Source organism: Paenibacillus sp. TSM33 (genome assembly GCF_056099025.1).
The window spans coordinates 93,568-112,100 of the sequence record NZ_JBLZXB010000010.1; the positions used below are offsets into that span (position 1 = coordinate 93,568).

General features: G+C 44.1%; 17 protein-coding genes and 1 pseudogene. 11 read left to right on the top strand and 7 right to left on the bottom strand.

The annotated features are described in order from the left end of the window. The first annotated feature begins 22 nt into the window (after nucleotides 1-22). The 3 genes from ACN6NF_RS04525 to ACN6NF_RS04535 all read left to right on the top strand — a co-directional run bounded on the left by ACN6NF_RS04525 (nucleotide 23) and on the right by ACN6NF_RS04535 (nucleotide 4,210). Complete coding sequence (locus ACN6NF_RS04525; protein ID WP_474317503.1) at nucleotides 23-1,024, top strand: Gfo/Idh/MocA family protein; 1,002 nt, start codon at nucleotides 23-25, stop codon at nucleotides 1,022-1,024. Nucleotides 1,025-1,297: 273 nt separating this feature from the next. Then, a complete protein-coding gene (locus ACN6NF_RS04530) occupies nucleotides 1,298-2,731 on the top strand; it encodes a purple acid phosphatase family protein (RefSeq protein ID WP_474315542.1) in 1,434 nt (477 codons plus the stop codon). Between the two features lie 252 nt (nucleotides 2,732-2,983). After that, nucleotides 2,984-4,210, top strand: a complete 1,227-nt coding sequence (locus ACN6NF_RS04535; protein ID WP_474315543.1) for an RtcB family protein — start codon at nucleotides 2,984-2,986, stop codon at nucleotides 4,208-4,210. 192 nt (nucleotides 4,211-4,402) lie between these two features. Here the strand turns inward: ACN6NF_RS04535 and aroE are convergent, their stop codons facing one another. Both aroE and ACN6NF_RS04545 read right to left on the bottom strand, forming a co-directional pair. Further along, nucleotides 4,403-5,293 (bottom strand): shikimate dehydrogenase, encoded by an 891-nt coding sequence (aroE, locus tag ACN6NF_RS04540; protein ID WP_474315544.1) that lies wholly within the window; start codon nucleotides 5,291-5,293, stop codon nucleotides 4,403-4,405. A gap of 27 nt (nucleotides 5,294-5,320) precedes the next feature. Next, the gene (locus ACN6NF_RS04545) at nucleotides 5,321-6,511 is read right to left on the bottom strand and encodes an MFS transporter (RefSeq protein WP_474315545.1); all 1,191 of its coding nucleotides are present in this window, start codon (nucleotides 6,509-6,511) and stop codon (nucleotides 5,321-5,323) included. Between the two features lie 216 nt (nucleotides 6,512-6,727). On the opposite strand from ACN6NF_RS04545, the gene ACN6NF_RS04550 reads away from it, so the two are divergent. The 3 genes from ACN6NF_RS04550 to aroD all read left to right on the top strand — a co-directional run bounded on the left by ACN6NF_RS04550 (nucleotide 6,728) and on the right by aroD (nucleotide 9,899). After that, on the top strand, nucleotides 6,728-7,639 hold the full coding sequence (locus tag ACN6NF_RS04550; RefSeq protein ID WP_474315546.1) for a LysR family transcriptional regulator: 912 nt from the start codon (nucleotides 6,728-6,730) through the stop codon (nucleotides 7,637-7,639). A 129-nt stretch (nucleotides 7,640-7,768) separates the two neighbouring features. After that, nucleotides 7,769-9,031, top strand: a complete 1,263-nt coding sequence (locus tag ACN6NF_RS04555; RefSeq protein WP_474315548.1) for an MFS transporter — start codon at nucleotides 7,769-7,771, stop codon at nucleotides 9,029-9,031. 103 nt (nucleotides 9,032-9,134) lie between these two features. After that, nucleotides 9,135-9,899, top strand: a complete 765-nt coding sequence (gene aroD / locus ACN6NF_RS04560; protein ID WP_474315550.1) for a type I 3-dehydroquinate dehydratase — start codon at nucleotides 9,135-9,137, stop codon at nucleotides 9,897-9,899. 104 nt (nucleotides 9,900-10,003) lie between these two features. Here aroD and ACN6NF_RS04565 read toward each other — a convergent pair whose 3' ends face one another. Beyond that, nucleotides 10,004-10,576: a shikimate kinase gene (locus tag ACN6NF_RS04565; protein WP_474315552.1), complete on the bottom strand. Its 573-nt coding sequence runs from the start codon at nucleotides 10,574-10,576 to the stop codon at nucleotides 10,004-10,006. A 533-nt stretch (nucleotides 10,577-11,109) separates the two neighbouring features. Here ACN6NF_RS04565 and ACN6NF_RS04570 point away from each other — a divergent pair. The 3 genes from ACN6NF_RS04570 to ACN6NF_RS04580 all read left to right on the top strand — a co-directional run bounded on the left by ACN6NF_RS04570 (nucleotide 11,110) and on the right by ACN6NF_RS04580 (nucleotide 14,031). Continuing rightward, nucleotides 11,110-11,802: a pectate lyase gene (locus ACN6NF_RS04570; protein WP_013369567.1), complete on the top strand. Its 693-nt coding sequence runs from the start codon at nucleotides 11,110-11,112 to the stop codon at nucleotides 11,800-11,802. Between the two features lie 181 nt (nucleotides 11,803-11,983). Further along, the gene (locus ACN6NF_RS04575) at nucleotides 11,984-12,979 is read left to right on the top strand and encodes an aminoglycoside phosphotransferase family protein (RefSeq protein WP_474315554.1); all 996 of its coding nucleotides are present in this window, start codon (nucleotides 11,984-11,986) and stop codon (nucleotides 12,977-12,979) included. Between the two features lie 53 nt (nucleotides 12,980-13,032). Then, entirely contained in the window at nucleotides 13,033-14,031 is a 999-nt protein-coding gene (locus ACN6NF_RS04580) for a glycosyltransferase (protein WP_235307374.1), read from the top strand. A 288-nt stretch (nucleotides 14,032-14,319) separates the two neighbouring features. On the opposite strand, the gene ACN6NF_RS04585 is transcribed toward ACN6NF_RS04580, so the two are convergent. From ACN6NF_RS04585 to ACN6NF_RS04595, 3 genes and pseudogenes are all read right to left on the bottom strand, one after another. Further along, the gene (locus ACN6NF_RS04585) at nucleotides 14,320-14,469 is read right to left on the bottom strand and encodes a hypothetical protein (RefSeq protein ID WP_474317576.1); all 150 of its coding nucleotides are present in this window, start codon (nucleotides 14,467-14,469) and stop codon (nucleotides 14,320-14,322) included. A gap of 25 nt (nucleotides 14,470-14,494) precedes the next feature. After that, nucleotides 14,495-14,644 (bottom strand): annotated as a pseudogene (locus tag ACN6NF_RS04590) (DUF1036 domain-containing protein); the annotation flags it as partial. A gap of 202 nt (nucleotides 14,645-14,846) precedes the next feature. Beyond that, complete coding sequence (locus ACN6NF_RS04595; protein WP_474315556.1) at nucleotides 14,847-16,049, bottom strand: MFS transporter; 1,203 nt, start codon at nucleotides 16,047-16,049, stop codon at nucleotides 14,847-14,849. A 216-nt stretch (nucleotides 16,050-16,265) separates the two neighbouring features. Here ACN6NF_RS04595 and cysK point away from each other — a divergent pair, with 216 nt between their 5' ends. After that, nucleotides 16,266-17,189, top strand: a complete 924-nt coding sequence (cysK, locus tag ACN6NF_RS04600; RefSeq protein WP_474315557.1) for a cysteine synthase A — start codon at nucleotides 16,266-16,268, stop codon at nucleotides 17,187-17,189. Between the two features lie 582 nt (nucleotides 17,190-17,771). Here cysK and ACN6NF_RS04605 read toward each other — a convergent pair. Beyond that, entirely contained in the window at nucleotides 17,772-18,089 is a 318-nt protein-coding gene (locus ACN6NF_RS04605; RefSeq protein WP_474315560.1) for a hypothetical protein, read from the bottom strand. A gap of 257 nt (nucleotides 18,090-18,346) precedes the next feature. Here ACN6NF_RS04605 and ACN6NF_RS04610 point away from each other — a divergent pair, with 257 nt between their 5' ends. Continuing rightward, the gene (locus ACN6NF_RS04610) at nucleotides 18,347-18,508 is read left to right on the top strand and encodes an epilancin family lantibiotic (protein ID WP_080561132.1); all 162 of its coding nucleotides are present in this window, start codon (nucleotides 18,347-18,349) and stop codon (nucleotides 18,506-18,508) included. Nucleotides 18,509-18,533: the final 25 nt, after the last annotated feature.

An 18,533-nucleotide genomic window follows, 5' to 3' on the forward strand; every position in this document is an offset into this window, starting at 1 on the left:
CGGGAAAGGATGGGATACTGTGATGCGTTTTGGTATCGTTGGAACGAACTGGATAACGGAAAGATTTATTCAAGCTGCGATAGAGACAGACGAATTTTCCCTGACTGCGGTGTACTCACGAACAGAGGAGAAAGGCCAAGCCTTTGCTGCCAAATATAACAGCCAGCCAGAGGTTTTTACAGATCTGGCACAAATGGCTGCAAGTGATCAGGTGGATGCCGTATATATTGCCAGTCCCAATTCCTTACATGCAGAGCAAGCGATCTTATGTATGAATCATGGAAAGCATGTGCTGTGTGAGAAGCCATTAGCTTCTAATGCAGCAGAGGTGCAGAGCATGATCGAAGCCGCGCGCAACAACGATGTTCTGTTGATGGAGGCCGTTAAGTCCACACTTATGCCCAACTTTAAAATTATAAAGGATCATATGTATAAAATAGGCCGGGTTCGGCGTTATTTTGCAAGCTACTGTCAATACTCTTCACGCTTTGATGCTTTTAAGCAGGGCAAGGTGCTGAATGCCTTTAATCCGGCTTTTTCGAATGGTTCATTGATGGATCTGGGAGTTTATTGTTTGTATCCAATGGTGGCATTATTCGGCAAACCGGATGAGGTCAGAGCGGTGGGTGTACTGTTATCCTCTGGTGTTGACGGCGAGGGTAGTATCGTGATGAAGTATCCGGATATGGATGCAATCGTCATGCATTCCAAAATTACAGATTCCTATTTGCCTGCCGAAATACAGGGTGAGTATGGGACGATGGTGATCGACAAAATCAGCCAGCCCTATGAGGTGAAAATTCATTATCGGGACGGCACGATTGAGGATTTGACCAAGGCTCAGACGCGTGAACCCATGTATTATGAAATTCGGGAATTTATGGATCTGATCAAGAGTGGGGAACGCAATAGTTCCATTAATTCCTTGGAGTGTTCACTGACAGTCGCTGAAGTGATGGAGGAGGCAAGACAACAATTTGGCCTTCATTATGAAGCGGATTTGAAAAATACTTCTGCACATTAGTTGGCTAGTGATTTAATAAAACCTTAATAATTTTCGAAGACTCGCCACTGTTTCTTATATGGGGTGAGTCTAATACTATATGTAAATAGCACCTAGAACAGGAATAAGGGCTGCCGGTTTAGCGAATTTTGCAAACATCCGGGGCCTTTTTTGGTTTATATACCTCATCTCATTTTTACAAAGTACTATATTTCCAAAGACAACGTATTAACAATTGATTGTTATGATCATATTTATAACTTTTACATAATAATTGCACAGAGGAGTGTACACATGTTTAAGAAGTTTCAAAAGTGGTCCGCAACATCTATGTCTGTTGCTCTTGCACTAGGTTTGATTACTGGCATGTCAGTCTTGCCTGTCCATGCTGAGTCATCAGGGAACACAGATCAAGGTATTAGTAAAGTTACAACTACATTTTATGGAGACACCAAAGCCTCCAAAGGATTTACCTGGTATACTTCAAAACTTATCACGAAGAGCACGGTTCAAGTATCCAAGAAAACAGGTTCTGAAGCTGATTTTACGAGTGCTCTTACATTTGAAGGCACTTCCTCTCCATCGACCAATTCTCCAGAAGAGCTTGTCCATAAAGCCGTAGCTATAGGTCTTCAAGCGGACACAGCTTATTATTATCGTGTGGGTGATGCAGCGCGTGGGATATGGAGCGAAACAGGTACGTTTCAAACAGCTCCTAAGAGCGGTGAATTTACCTTCATTGATCTAGCTGATACACAAGCAAAAAGCGAAGATGAAGCCATATTGTCTTCACAGACGCTCGAAAAAGCACTTCAAACCGTAAATAATGCTCAGTTTGTAGTCCACAACGGGGATATCGTAGATACCGGCACCAAAGAAGAACAGTGGAACTGGTTGTTGGGGCATTCACAAAAAAGCCTTTTGAATACAACCATTGTTCCTTCAGCAGGTAATCACGAGGATGAGAACTACGCTTTTTATGATCACTTTAATATTAACCAACCAGCTGGTTCAGCTACTAAAACAGGAGCGTACTACTCCTTTGATTACAGCAATGCTCACTTTATCGTACTGAACTCCAATGAGGACTCAGAGAAATATGCCAATTTTTCTGAAGACCAAGTCGAATGGTTAAAGAAAGATGCTGCGGCAGCCAAAAAGGCAGGTGCAAAGTGGATCATTGTGAACATTCACAAAGGTCCCTACACTACCTCTAACCATGCAACAGATTCTGACATCATGGATAACAATGGAGTTCGTAAGCAAATCGCTCCACTAATGGCCGAACTTGATATCGACTTTGTCGTGCAGGGGCACGATCATATTTATGCTCGTACGAAGCCAATCAATCAAGAGGGTAAAGCAACAACGCCAACCAAACTAAAAGATACATTAAATGAAAAGACGATTGAATATAGTGTGAATCCAGATGGAAGTATCTATGTCATCCCAGCAACTGCTGGCCCTAAAGTTTACTACAAGAACCCGAGTGAAAAACTTGGAGATAAGTATTATAACCTCTTTGAACTAGCTGAAGAGAATCATGCGGCAGTCTATGGCCCAGATCCGAGTGACAATCGTAGACCTGTACGAGGACAGGTACAGAATTTTGTTGGCATCACTATAAACGAAAATAAACTTACAGCCGTAACGTATGAAATTGATCAAAACAAAAATGATGCCAAACCTTTTATTGTGGATCAATTCGGAATCATCAAAAAATATTAGTATATTTGATTTAATGGTCTCTAAATGATCATAAAAGGATATCCTACAGTCTGTTTGGGCTGCAGGGATATCCTTTTTCATTTTCTTATAAAGACTTTCTGATAGAGACCTCTGATGTGGGTGGTTGTAATACTTACGCCCTGTTCGGAAGCGGGGAAAACGTACATAATGCTATTAACAGACCAAAGTTTAAAAGTAGATTATTCAATTTTACATATACAAATTTTGTGCAAAATACGGGAGGGTACAACGATGGCTTATCAAGAAATCAATGGAGTACGCGTATGGGGAGCACCTGATCCGGGGGCACTATCTCAAGCCCGCACATGTGCCGAAAATGGTAATGTGATTCAGGCGCTGCTGATGGCAGACCATCATAAAGGCTACAGTCAGCCGATTGGCGGTGTGATGGTGTATGACGGACAAATTTCACCTTCAGGGGTGGGGTATGATATCGGCTGTGGAAATAAGGCGGTAAGAACCAAGCTGTCTGCAGCAGATATTATGCCGCGTATTTCAACCGTGATGAATGAGATTGCACGTCAGATTTCGTTTGGTGTAGGTCGTGTGAATGAGGTTCAGGTAGACCATGAGCTGTTCGATGCCCCGGATTGGGCGGTATATGCAGCGATTGGGAAGCAAGAGCATGACAAACTGAAGTCCTTGGCGAGAGAACAACTGGGTACAGTAGGAAGTGGTAATCATTTTGTTGATATATTTGTGGAGGAAGCGACAGGACAGGTCTGGATTGCCAATCATTTCGGCAGCCGGGGCTTTGGACACAAAACAGCAAGCGGGTTTCTAAATTTGGCCGCAGGACGGGAGTTTCTCGGAAAGGCGCCAGGAGAACATATGGATCAGCCGCCTGTGCTGCTGGATATGAACAGTGAGCTGGGGGACATGTACTACCGTGCGATGCGCCTTGCCGGACGTTATGCTTATGCCGGACGCGACTATGTGATAGAACAAGTGCTTGGTATTATGGGGACCGAAGCGGATTTTACGGTGCATAACCACCATAATTACGCGTGGAAAGAACAGCATGATGGACGCGACACCATTGTGGTCCGCAAAGGCGCAACCCCCTCGGCCCCTGGTCAAATGGGCTTTATTGGAGGAAGCATGGGCGATATCTCGGTGATTGTACGTGGAAAGGATTCGGTAGAAAATCGGGATTCCTACTATAGTACAGTTCATGGCGCAGGGCGTATTATGAGTCGTACCCAGGCAGCTGGCAAAATGAATTGGAAAACCCGTACGCGTAGCGGTGGGCAGATTACGGACCTACAGATGAAGGAGGCCGTTCGAAACTACGGTGTCGAGCTGCGCGGAGCGGGTACTGATGAAAGCCCGTTCGTCTACCGTAAACTGCGTGAGGTGCTGGACGCTCATTCCGGGACCGTGGAAGTTATGCATGTACTGAAGCCGATCGGGGTGTGCATGGCTGGGGCCAATGAGTTTGACCCTTATAAGGATTAATGAAATAATTTAACAATAAAAAGGGACTATACCCGACAGGAATAATCATTCGTCGGGCATAGTCCTTTTGAGTATATGAATAGAAGTATTGCATTGGATCGTGCGTGCGCTATATAGATTGAACTAAAAAAATCACATGAGAAGCGGAGTAGGCGGAATAGTGCTGTACAAGCGATAGGGTGCCTCTAAATCTTACATTTGATCAGCAAAAAGCTGTTCTTTAATATAAGCGACAGGCATTTCTTGTCCTGTCCATAATTCGAAGGCAAGTGCGCCCTGCCACAGCATCATGCCCAGACCGTTAATGGCGGTTGCACCTACGGACTCAGCTTGTTCCATCAGCCTGGATTTAGCTGGGCTGTATACTACATCGGTTACAATCAGATCGGAACGAAGCATGGATACATCCTCAATGATACTTTTACCTTCCAGCGGTTTCATACCCACACCTGTCCCGTTAGCAAAAATATGACTTGTAAGAATCTCTTCATGCAGCTTCTCTTGATCCTCTAATGCATAGATATTCGCCTTGACTTGGGCATGTTTCATCTCTTCATTAATCATACGAACATTCTCTTCCGCCCGGGCAAAGAACTGGTCATTACGAGCAAAAATCGAAATTTCAGCAAGACCAGCTCGGGCGGCTTCAATAGCAATCGGCGTTGCAGCACCGCCTGAACCGACGAGTGTCATTTTCTTACCTTTCAGATCAATGCCGTGTTCCTGCAAGTTACGAACATAACCAGATCCATCTGTACTGTAGCCCTTCAGCTTACCATCCGTATTCACGACGGTATTGACGGCACCTGTAAATTTAGCGCTGTCGTCCAGCTCGTCTAGGTATTGTAAGATCGCTGTTTTGTTGGGCATGGACACGTTGTAGCCGCGTATGTTTAGAGCGCGCATTCCCCGTACTACTTCTTCGAGTTGTTCATTACCTACTTCAAAGGCCATATACGCGTTGTTCAGCCCCAGTTTTTCAAACGCAAGATTATGCATAGCCGGGGACAAAGAATGTCCGATCGGTGTAGCAAGCAGTCCAATTAATTGTGTTCTTCCGTCAATACGTCCAGCATTTTTCATAATAAGCCTCCAAGTGATCTGTGTAGTTTAATGAAACACTTTTTTATATCGATAAGCAACAAACACGGCCAGCAAAATACTGACTACGGCAATCGCAATATCCAGAATGAATACCGAGGTAATTCCCAGACTTTTGGACATGCCCCCGGTAGCCAAAGGCATCAGGATGAACGATAAGCTGGCTGCTATGTTCACGAGAGAAGTCGTAGTTCCTTTGTTCTTCCGGAAAAATTCCGTCATAACCGTGAGGGCAATTTGGAATATGCCTGCGGTGGACAAGCCGATTAAGAACGAACTGATTAAAGTAGCGACAGGATTGTGCCATACAATTAAAGCTAGCAAAGAAAGCAGGGCAATAAGCGGGTACACGATCATGACGGTAATGGGTTTAATGAATCTACCAAGTACCACAGCTAACAAAATAACAGAAACTAATGAACCTATACTATAGTAGCTAAGCAGCTTAATGGCGCTGGCTTTATCCATGCCCAGAGCCTCTTGTCCAAAGGTAGGAAGCCATAGCTGCACGATCATGAACAATACAGTTGAAGTAAAACCGATAATAATCAGAGACAAACCTTCTTGCCAAAACTTAGGCTCGCTGTGGAACGAATCTGTTGATTGGCCCGTCTCAGTTGGAGCCTGTTGTTCCTCTGCTTTGTGGTTGGGGAAAGTGGTCGTCGACAAGAAGATCCCGTTCAGCAGATAAATTCCTGCTGGAATAAAGAAGGAATATCCATAGAACATATCGTGATTAATAAAAAATGCAATCATGAACGGAATAACAATGGCACCGATCGAGATGGATGCTTTGACCAGAACGGTTGCAGACCCGGCTTTTTTTCCGAACCCTTCAATGAGTGCGGGATAAGTCCCCGCATCCATCATCGAGTTGCAGAGCCCTGCGATAATGGCAAACACAAATGCTAACGTGTAGTTAGGTGCAAGCGGAATGCCGATTAGGAAGATTAAATAAGCAAATGATGCAATAACAATGAGTGGTTTCCTTCCGTATTTATCTGACATTTTTCCGGCTACTCCGAGAGCAAGCAGTTTACCGATTCCAATCGCTGACACCAGATAGCCGATGGCTGCTTTATCCGTGTTCAATTGCACGGTCAGAAAGCTCATATTCGATGAGAGAATAACATTAATCATACCCAGAAGAAAATAGTTGATATAAAGCCCTGTTGCCATTCTGATATAAGGATTTTTCATAAGTGTAACTCCCAACTTAAATTTTAGATCAATGGCCTAGATAGGCATCGTCCAGGTCTATTAAAGTACGTCCACAAACAAGTGAAAATATTCACATAATGTCTATGTCTTAATTATATAAGGGGTGTTATTATAAATCCAATGCATATTTTTATCGTTTTTCATAGTTTGAATCTATAATTTAAAATATGAATTAAAGAGGGAGCGTACATCCTTATGAATCTGAAGCACTTACAATATTTTCGTGTACTTGCAGAGATGGAGCATTTTACCCAGGCAGCTGCGCGGCTATGTATCACTCAACCCAGTTTAAGTCATGCGATTTCAGAATTAGAAAAGGATTTGGGTGTTCATTTGTTTGAAAAGCAGGGGAGGAATATTCGACTAAACAAATACGGGCGATTTTTTCTGAAATATGTGGAGCACGCGATGGATGAATTGGAAAAGGGAGAGCATAACTTACGGGAATTAGTGAGTCCAAGCCATGGGAATATAGATTTGGCGTTCATTTACACGTTAGGTTCACACTTCATTCCAGCGATAGTCCAAGCCTTTTCAGCTCTGGATGCCCGTAAAGACATTTCCTTTTCGTTTCACCAAGGGAATACGAACGATATTATTCAAGGCCTGAAGCAGGAACACTATGACGTGGCGTTCTGCTCTCACGTGGAAAATGAACCAGATGTGGAGTTTATTCCGCTAGCTCAGCAGGAATTGGTGGTCATTGTTTCTCCTGATCATCCGCTGGCTTCTCTGGACCAAATTGATCTTAAGGATACAGCGGATTACCCGGTGATCTTCTTTAACAAAAAGAGTGGGGTTCGGCCCATTATTGAAAATTTGTTCGCCAAGGCAGGCGTTACGCCACAGATTATTTGCGCGATTGAAGAAGATACGGCAATGGCTGGGTTGGTGTCTATTAATTACGGGATCGGAGTTATGCCCCGCATTTCATCGTTAGATTATTTTAACGTCAAAACATTGCCGATTATAAATCCAGCATATGAGCGTTTTATCTACCTAGCCAGCATTAAAAATAGATATTTATCCCCAGCAGTTGTGGAGTTTCGGAACTTTGCCCTAAGTTATGGCAAGGAGTTTTATCTGAAGACGCATCAGCGTGTCTAAGCCGGAATCTCGCAATATTTAAACTTGATAAATTTTAAATTGTGTTCTATACTTCATCCTCGACACAAGCAATGTGAAATGATTCACGTTTTGATACTACAAGACTTACTTACAAAAGCAGGTGAATTCATGATGAAACGTTCTTCTATTTCAGTGGCGACAGGTCTGTATGTGAACTATCTTTTGTTCGGCATGTTTAATATTATGCTGGCGTCACACATGTCCTTTTTAACAGAGCATTTGCATACAGATCAGGCGGGCATCAGTCTCTTGGTTTCCGCGATGGGGTTTGGCAGACTGTTTACGCTGTACATATCCGGAGTGCTCTCTGACCGTTATGGTCGCAAACCGTTTATTGTGGCCGCAGGGCTGCTGATGGCCGTATTCTTGATCGGTATACCGCTGAGCCCTACTTTTGAGATGGCGATGGTACTGGCTGTGCTGGCAGGTGTAGCGAATTCTTTTCTTGATTCAGGTACTTATCCAGCTCTGATCGAGACTTTTCCCCAATCCTCTGGTTCGGCTACAGTGTTGGTGAGAGGTTTTATATCCATTGGGGCGGCATTTTTACCGCTAATGATCATCTTTTTTATGAATCACGATATTTTTTACGGGTTCTCTTTCTTTATACCAGCATTGATATTTGCATTGAATGCGATCTACTTGTTCAGAATGAAGTTTCCAGACATGTGCGTACAGCCCACTAAGGAGCAAAGTGGCGGTACTACTGTATCTAGCGCCGAGTGGACGGGAAATTTAAAGACAAATGATGCGAGTAAACCGCGGTTTTGGCAGGAAGGTGTATGTCTTATTTTGCTTGGATTTACGGGACCTACCTTGCTGTATATTGTGCAGTTATGGCTGCCTACGTTTGGACAACAGTTTATTGGTATGACCGAATCAGAATCTCTCAGACTATTAGTTTATTACAATATGGGCTCGCTGGTTTCCGTGTTTGTATTGGTCATTGTGTTGAGAAAATGGGTTAAACCTGTTCATATCATTCTTATTTATCCCTGTATTTCCTTGTTGGCTTTTGGTGCGCTTCTTCTTTTCAAATCAGAGGCTGCCGCCATTATCTGTGCGAGTGTCATCGGGTTTTCCATATCGGGTGTACTTCAGCTGACGTTAACTGTAATGAGCGAATTTTTTAGTCAACGAAAAGGACAGATTACCGGGTTTATTTATACCGCAACATCCCTGTCATATACGCTTATTCCCGTGTTTACAGGCTTTCTTTTGAAGCATTCTCAGATTTCCAGTGTGATTATGCTGGCTATTATCGTGAATGTGCTCGGGATCGTACTGGCGGTGTTTGTTAATTTTCGCTACAGTGTCGTTTTTTCTGCAAAACGAGAATTGTCTCCTCAAATTGTACTGGATACGAAATAACTAGCGACTGAACCTAATCATCTGCATGCTTATTCAGAATGCGTTATACTATGAATTATTGTGAATGTTCGACTTAAAACTGTAATTGGGGAGTGAGATAGATATGGCAAAAATCGTAAAGGTAAAAGATGTGCGGATCGGTGAAGGAGCGCCTAAAATATGTGTTCCCATGGTGGGAGAAACGTTGGAGCATTTGAAGGAAGAGGCTGCCCATTTACGTACACTCGACCTGGATATCGTAGAGTGGAGAGTCGATTTTTTTGAGCATGTGGAGGAGCTGGAAAAGGTAAAGGCTGCCCTACATGAGATCCGGTTTATTTTAGCCCATATTCCACTCGTATTTACGTTCCGTAGTGCCCGAGAAGGTGGGGAAAAGGAAATCAGTGCGGCAAGTTATGTGGAATTGAATCGTACAATAGTCGAAACGGGACAAGTAGATATGATTGACGTAGAGCTTTTTAATGAGGAAGCTGATGTGAAGACGTTGGTAGAAGCAGCACATAAGCATAACACGTATGTGATTATTTCTAACCACGATTTTCAAAAGACGCCGCCGAAGGAGGAAATTGTGTCCCGGTTGCGTAAGGCACAGGAATTGGGCGGGGATCTGCCTAAAATAGCGGTGATGCCAACCAACACAGCTGACGTACTGACCTTGCTGGACGCCACACGCACCATGGCAGAGGAGTATGCGGATCGGCCGATTATCACAATGTCGATGGCAGGAAAAGGTGTCGTGAGCCGTCTGACCGGAGAACTGTTTGGTTCAGCTTTGACTTTTGGTGCTGCCAAGAAAGCTTCCGCGCCGGGGCAGATTCCTGTCACTGAACTGAGAGAAATATTGCAGGTGCTGCATAGCCATTCTTAAAAGATGCAGGTATTGCTTGCTAGCAAACAAGCAAGGTATCCGCAATGAACACAGAAGGAGGACCCCAAGCGATCAGCATGCTGGGGTCCTCCTTTGTGTAACGCTTAATTCAATCCCCGAGTAGGTTCATACAATTCCCAACCCAGATTCAGCGTTTGAATAATATAGTCTGCGACTTCTTCCGCATCCAACTGATCGGTATTGATCTTGGAGTGATTCACCGCGTAAATGTCCTGTCTGGAACGGAAAAGATCTTCAATTTCCTCTAGCGTCTTGTTTTGCAGATTAGGGCGGGTGTCAATCAGCATCTTGAGCCGATCTTTCCAGGAATCCCAATTTAAATCCAAGAAGAACACAATGGAGGAAGCCAAACAAGCCTGCTTCACCTCTTCCTGTAAAAACGCACCACCGCCAACAGAAATGATTTTAAGGCGCGTATTGCTGCACAACTTCAAAATATGCTCTTTTTCAATCTCACGGAAACGCTTCTCTCCGTAAGTTTTGAAAATTTCTGTTGTAGGCATGTTGTACTGTTGTTCAATCTCCTGATCAATATCCACGAAATCGCGATACAGCTTGCGCGCTAGATGGGAACCGATCGTTGTTTTGCCCACGCCCATAAAGCCGATGAGCACAATATTTTGTTCTTTTAAAGGAATCTCACTATTGTTTTGCACGATAACCACTCTTTTCTCACCAGTAATGTTGAGATGTAACGCTTCAAAGCACTAAATACATTATACGTTCATCAACCGTGTCATTCAATAGTATAGAGCACATCAGCAATGAGGTATACGATAAAAGAGGCAAACGAAACTAGGTATTCAAGTATTATTTAATGCGTAAATTGAAGAATAACAAACTTATACAAGTATAAATGAGGCAATTTTGTATACTTAATTAAAAAAAAGGACATATTTTGCCGAAAACGTATTGAAATTATTGGAAGTTGGAATATAATAGAATTATGCAAATTGTAAATGTAATCGCTCTATTTACAATTTGTGATTGATTGAATTTATAATAATGAAGCTACTTTGAACCAAAAACCAAGTATACATATGCAAATAGTTAAATATCACTTTACGGACATGTATCGGTCAATGGGTTCATTGTACGAAGGTGGTGATACGGTCTACGCGCTTGCGCTCTAGTCAACGGAGAATTGGAAATAAGAATAAAAAACAATCTACGAGAGGGATGAATTGAAATGAAAACAAACACAGCTAAAGTATTGAAAAAGGGAATGAGTATTGCTTTATCCGGTATGCTGATTGCATTATTTGTCGGCAATTATTCTGCTCATGCAGCTCCAGAGGTCGTTCATAAGACCATACTTGTAAAAGCCGGAGAAGTATACGATGGTAAAGGCAAGACCGTAGTGGCTGACCCCGATACCTTGGGAGATGGAAGCCAAAAAGAGGCTCAAAAGCCTATCTTCAAGCTTGAAAATAATGCAACGCTGAAAAATGTGATCATCGCCGCGCCTGCTGCGGATGGTGTGCATGTATATGGCAATGGCACCATTTCCAACGTAACGTGGGAGGATGTTGGTGAAGATGCATTGACGCTTAAAGAACCAGGCACGGTGAATATTACAGGCGGTGGAGCGTACCATGCATACGATAAAGTGTTCCAAATCAATGCCGAAGGCACAATTAACATTAAAAACTTTAGAGCCGATGATATCGGTAAGCTGGTTCGCCAACTTGGGGGCTCTACTTTTAGAGTGAATATGACTTTGGATAACTCGGATATTTCCAACGTGAAGGATTCGATCCTGAGATCCGACGGTCCTAACAGCAAAGCTAAAATTACGAATACTCGTTATCATAATGTAAAACAATTGTTCAAAGGCTTTAAATCTAGCAACACGAGCGAGTCCGGCAATACTAAATACTAATCGTTAGCGTAGGATAGGAGTACGGATAGGAAAAGGGGCTGTCCAACAGGTCGTATGATCTGATAGGACAAGCCCCTTTTCGATACGTTGAGTTACCCAAAAGATGATCTGGGCTTCGTTCAGAACAAGGACTATGTTATGATCGTGCTATTACATTTTATACAAAAAAAGTTGGGTGGCTATGAATCTATTTCATCAATATGTGAATGTAGACGGTACTTTGAATGATACGCTGGTGCGCGATCGTGAAATTTTATATACAGGTACGAATGGCCGGCATGTGGAACGTTTTTACGTGTCCTCCTCTGAAAGTTATATATTTAAACCACTAACCAATGACGATCAGAAGGGGCACGAGAGATGGGTGTACGAGCAAGTGCTTCCCGCATTACCACCCATCTATCCCCAATTGCTAGCTTGGTCTGATGCAGACGCAGATGACGGAGGAGAATGGATGGTATTTGAGGACCTTGGTCCGTTACATCATGTTCACGCAGACAAAACCCTATTGGAAGCTGTAGGACTTGTTGCAAGGTGGCATGCTTTGCCACTGGATTATTTTGTTGGGATGCCGCTACGGGGACCAAAGCCACTTATTCAGGAGATGGTTTCTGAGCTATACACGCGCAAGCCGGATGTGTTAAAGCTTTGCAGCTCACTCGGTTTATCTAAGCAACAGATGCAGCGTATGTATGTACAGCTGGAGCATGTATCTTTTTCACACCAGCTTGTACTGTCTCATGGTGATCTTCATCCGGGGAACTATGCGCTGAGTGGGGAACGATTAATGGTATTGGATTGGGAGCATGCTCACTTAAACACACCGCTGTGGGACGTATATCATCTGATCGACATGTCTCATCCGTTGTTCCCCCGACACATGACGTCTGAATTGCGTATTCGTCTGCTGGATACCTATCTGGAGCAGCTGAAGCTGTTCGGGATAAGGGTGGATCGACCGGCATTTGTGCAGGAATATGGCAGGTTTGCTGTGGTATTTTCACTCTGGATGCTATTGCTAATTACAAGTGATTTGCAAAGGATGAGTACTGAGCTGCATAGAAATAGCGCCAAATGGTCAAAAGAGCAATTAGAGTCCCAATTGGAAGCAACGTTAGCTTGTTTAAACCAATGTACAGGGATAATGGATTGGGTACAAGTTCAACCATGCAAGTAGTGGCTTAAGGCACAGATTCTATATAGTTAGCCAAAGAAGGTAGGGAGTAATCCATGAAAAAAGTCGGTTTGGTCATGAGAAAAATACAATTTGCTGAAGCGCAAGGGCCTCGTATTTTTGCAGAACGTCTGAAGCAGATCGGATTGGAACTGGGGGTAGATATCGTATTTGTATCACCGGAGCGCCATGTAAGCAGCCATGACTGGCTTCCAGGCTATGAGCACGAAAAGGGTGACCTGGTCAATTATGACATCGTACTGGATCAACTGCATGAGCAGCAGATTGAGCACGTTATTTATACGGTATCTGGCTTTACTTATTTGAACATGTTTTTTAAAAACAGCGTGCTCTTTCCGCATAGTTTTCCAGATCCGGCACTGACAGGCTATGAGATGATGAAGCCTTTTTATCAGATTGTGGACAAGGCTATCGTACAGACTGCCTTTCTCAAGCAGGAGATGGCCTCAAAGTTTGGCGTAACCGATGTGACAGTCATCCCGATCGGATTTAATGAGCGGCTGGTGGAAAAGCATTTTGATCCCTCACAAGTGGTGGAGAACCGGGTGATGTGGATTGGTAGAGATGAAGAAAATCGGCGTCCGGATCTGGTGCTGGAGTATGCGCGGCATAATCCTGACAAGGATGTCTATATGGTGTTTGGCGGTGAACGCTACAAGGAGAGCATGAAGAAGTACGACATCCCGGACAATGTAAAACTTCAATTTGCATTGACGCAAGACGAGGTATTTGCATTAATGAACACGGCGAAGGTGTATTGGAGCTGCTCCAAATTCGATACGTTCGCCATGCCGCTGACCGAAGCGCTTGCGATGGGGAAGATCGTGGTGAAACCGGAGCACCCTTGCTATGGGCACATCAGCTCTACGCATTCTTTTTCAGGAAACGAGAAAAACTGGTTCGAGCTGGTCAATATGGCTGCCGCCTCACCCCGCCGGGTTTCTACAGAAAATCAGGCATACGCCATGGAACAGTTTTCAAGTCAGGTGATGAAGCAAGGGTATCGGGACTTTTTTGATCATTGGTTAAGCTGAGCAGCGAGGCATAATACTGTGGTTGCAACTCGCGTACATGAGCCTAAATGGAAACAAAAATAACCCGCAAGGTGGTCACTTTTTTTCAAAATGCCCATCTTGCGGGTTACGGTTCTTTGACTTATCGTTTGGACTTTACTGGAACAGGGGTTCCTTTTTTAAAGCGAACCGGTCTTCTCGGAATTCTGTTAATGCCGGAGTCCTCCGATTTGGAAGGTAATGCTCTACGAGTTTTCTTTGTTGACAGTTGGCTTTGATTGGTTCTGCTGAACTCAACAGTGTAATTGTCTACAGATGAATCAATGGCAAGTCGGCGCATCCCCACTCGTCTGGATGATCCTCTGCTATCGTTCCAACACCAATGAAAATCATGGTCAGTACTTCTCGGAAGCCGTGTGCGGTACGTACCACGCCACCTACTGGAGTGATTTTCAGCATAATAATAGAATGTAGTTCCTCCTACGGACCCGCTCCATACTTCTCTCGTATCACCAGGTTCTAGCCGATACCAGCCCATTTTAGAATAATTCATGGGATGACAGTCGGAATCAGGATAAGCATAGGCAGCATAGATCGTGTTACTCGTGTTGTTTGTAAAAAAAAGGCTCATCATTCACACTTCTTTCCTCATAAATTAGTATTACAATGTCATACTATGAGGAATTTGGAAGAAGAGATTGGACAATACTCTCTCAATCTATGAAAAATGAACCATTCGTTTACGTCCAACTTGTTGTCTTTTTAAAGATACGCCATCATTTATTGCTGAGCTCCGGTTGGTAGCTGTGCACTGTCCAACAAACTGAATAATGATTCTATGAATGTGTTGCTGTTTCTGTATGAGCCGTCTTGCGATCCATCATGTAGCTGACCAGCATCAGTAGCAGACCGCCGACAGTAATGAGTGATGCAACCCATGGAATGGCGGGCAGCCCCATTTGATTAATAACGACTCCTCCGATAAAAGCACCACCTGCGTTGCCCAGATTCAATGCGGAATGACTGGAGGTTGAGGCCAGCAAAGGAGCCTCATAGGCCAAATTCATAATGCGAACCTGAATCCCCGGCATGATGCCGAATGCGGCAATTCCCCAAATGAAGACAGTAATAACGGCCAGTACCTTGTTTTGAAGCGTAAACGTCAGAATAGCTAAAATAATGGCCAAAACAGCGTAGTTTGCGATCAAGGAGGGCAGCAGCTTCCAATCTGCGAGCTTGCCGCCAACGATGTTGCCGATTGTGACGCCTAGGCCGAACAGGACGAGAATCCAGGTAATGCTGTGCTCGGCAAAGCCGCTAATATCCGTAAGCATGGGCGTAATGTACGTAAAGACAGTGAACAAGCTACCACAGCCGACTGCACCTGTGAGCAGCATCAGCAGCACTTTTGGATTGAATAAGCTTTTGACTTCTTGTTTGAGACTGGAAGGCTTGTCCTGATGAATCACTGGAATATACCGAATGATACCAAAGAGAGAAATTAAGCCGATAACCACAATGGCTCCAAAGGAAGCGCGCCAGCCGAGCTGCTGCCCGATAAAGGTGCCAAAGGGCACGCCAATAATATTCGCTACCGTCAATCCGGCCAGCACCATCGAGATGGCCCCTGCTCGCTTATCCGGACGAACCAGCCGGGCAGCGATCAGGGAACCGGCACCCAGGAAGGTTCCGTGCGATAACGCAGTAGCCATACGGGCCGCAATCAGAAGCTCGTAGTTAGGAGCAATGACGGAAAACAGATTTCCTAAAATGAATATGGACATCAGCAGACACAGTAGCTTCTTTTGTGGAACCTTATGGGTTAATACAGTAAGCACAGGTGCACCAATGGCTACACCAAGCGCGTAACTGGTGATTAATTGCCCGGCTTGCGGAATCGTAACATGAAGATCATGGGCTACATTGGGCAGAAGTCCCATAATGACGAATTCGGTCATGCCGATGGCGAAGGCACCAAGGGTTAACCATAGCAAGGAGGGGGGAAAGCGATTAGCTGTCATATTTTCTTGAGTACTCATAAGTTTCTTGTATCCTCCTGAAAAAATAGTAATGCGAGTATATCATTCCAGCCGACATCTGGCGACCCATTTTGCAAGAATTTTACATACTAATCTGATAAGGTTTGTGTAATTTATAAAAGCGACAGGTTGGAGGGAGCCCATTATGTTTTTTTGGTAGTATGATATGAAGATAGGGAATGATGTTGTAAGGAATAATCCGGGGAGGATATAACAATGACACTTAAAGTGGTACATAAAATTACGGATTTAATCGGAGATACGCCTTGTGTAAGGCTGCAACGGTTCACAGGACCGCAGGATGCGGAAGTGTATGTGAAGCTGGAGTATTTTAATCCAAGCGGTAGTGTTAAAGATCGGGCCGCGGGCAACCTGATTGCCGAGGCGGAAAAGGCGGGGCATCTAAAGCCGGGAGGCACCATTATTGAGCCGACCAGTGGCAACACGGGAATTGGTCTTGCGATGAATGCGGCAGCCCGAGGTTACCGTGCAATTTTGGTAATGCCTTCGAATATGACGAAGGAACGGATCAATATTTTAAAAGCCTACGGGGCTGAGGTCGTACTGACACCAGCGGAAGAACGGATGCCAGGAGCGATTCGTAAAGCACTTGAACTGGGGGCAGAAATTGAAGGGAGCTTTATCCCGCATCAGTTTGAAAATGAGGCCAACCCCGATATCCACCGTACAACCACGGCACTTGAAATTTTGGAGCAGACGGAGGGCAAGCTGGATGTGTTCGTCGCTTCTTCGGGAACGGGCGGGACCATCACGGGAACAGGTGAAGTGCTGCGTCAGCATTTGCCGGATCTGCGGATTGTTGTAGTCGAGCCTAAGGGCTCGCCCGTCCTGTCAGGGGGCAAACCCGGTCCGCATAAGCTGGTGGGAACGAGTCCGGGCTTTGTACCTGCCGTGCTGAATACGGAGGTGTATGACGAAATCATCCAGGTTTCCGATGAGGATGCGATTGCTATGACACGAGCGATTGCTGCTCAGGAAGGGATTCTCGTCGGGCCCTCCAGCGGAGCTACAATATGGACGGCCATTCAGGAAGCTCGGCGTTTGGGAGCAGGCCAACGGGTACTCTGCATTGCCCCGGATACCGGAGAGCGTTATCTGAGCATGGGGATATTCGGATGAAAAGATGGGGATCGGGGCCAAAGGGATTCGACTCATTTATATGTAAGATCCAGCCTCATTAATCGAAGTAACTAAAGTGAATTGGCGGATATGGTAGATTCTTTTTCAATGGAGGAACATAAACATTGAATACATTCTTGCCATAATTCATAGGTTAATTTCACTCCTGACAAATTAATAAGCCACAATCCATAAGGTTATGGCTTATTAATTGTTGATTATAGCTAATATTCGTGAGAATTTTAAAAGACTCACGGTTCATGTTCCGTTCTTCGACCTTATTTGTTTCTTCAGGATCCTCTTGAAAAAAACCAAGTAATCAGAGTAGGAAACACCAAGCCTATTCTCCATTTCAGCAAGAGCTGCCTCAAACGGGTCAACTTATGAGTTGACTGTTTAACTGGTTATGGAACATAGTATAATGTACGCTGACATTATTTGTCTCCTCTAATATTCGTGTAGTGATTATATCCAATTCAAAGCTACTGAACAGCAAACGATTCGCTCGCTGCCTCATTTTTCATATTTTTGGCGGCTACTACGTTTCTATTAAAGACTTCGCGCAAGACGTACAATGCTTCATTATCTCCGGCTGGACTCCATCCATAGACAAGAGAACGTCACCGTTTTGTTCCGTCGTTTCGGCCAGTATCGTACGAATATGGTCATCAAGATGCAGCAAAAAGAACTGATATTGCTCAACAGATTTTGGGTACTTGTTGGGATGCCGCGTACATGTAGTGCGTCAGTCAGTTCCTTTACAGCCATGTCCTGTTTGAATCGCAGTTCGTCCACAAGAACCAGCATATCGTAAACATAGGGCGAGCGCTTCTTGCTAAGCATCTCTTCTTCAGCCGATTTATACGAGACACCTGTATAGGAACTACCGGATTCTTGCAAGCATACGTCATGCTCTAAGCGTCAATCGTTCCGCTCTGTGTCGGTATTTTTTTGTCATGCCGCATGGGAAGCAAAATGACTGCAATTTAGGAGGTTTGGAATACCTTTTAGGAATAAAGTTTAAAAAACGGGAGAATTAGATATATTCTTTATTCATCGACAGCAAGATATGACATACAGTCACTCACAATAAACATGATTAAGGGGTACCACTGAAATCATGTTTATTAGAATTTAATTCAGAGAGGAAGAGGAAAATGAAAGTAGATCAAATGTTTGACCTTGATTTAAGAAAGAGCTATGAGGCCAGTGAGCTTAGCCCACAAGCTTCAATCATCAAGACAACCATTAAGGTATCCAAAGCAGTATGTAAAACTCTTACCTGTATCTGTACCGGTTCTTGTTCCAATTGTAAATAATTCATAAGCGATTCGTAAGTCAGGG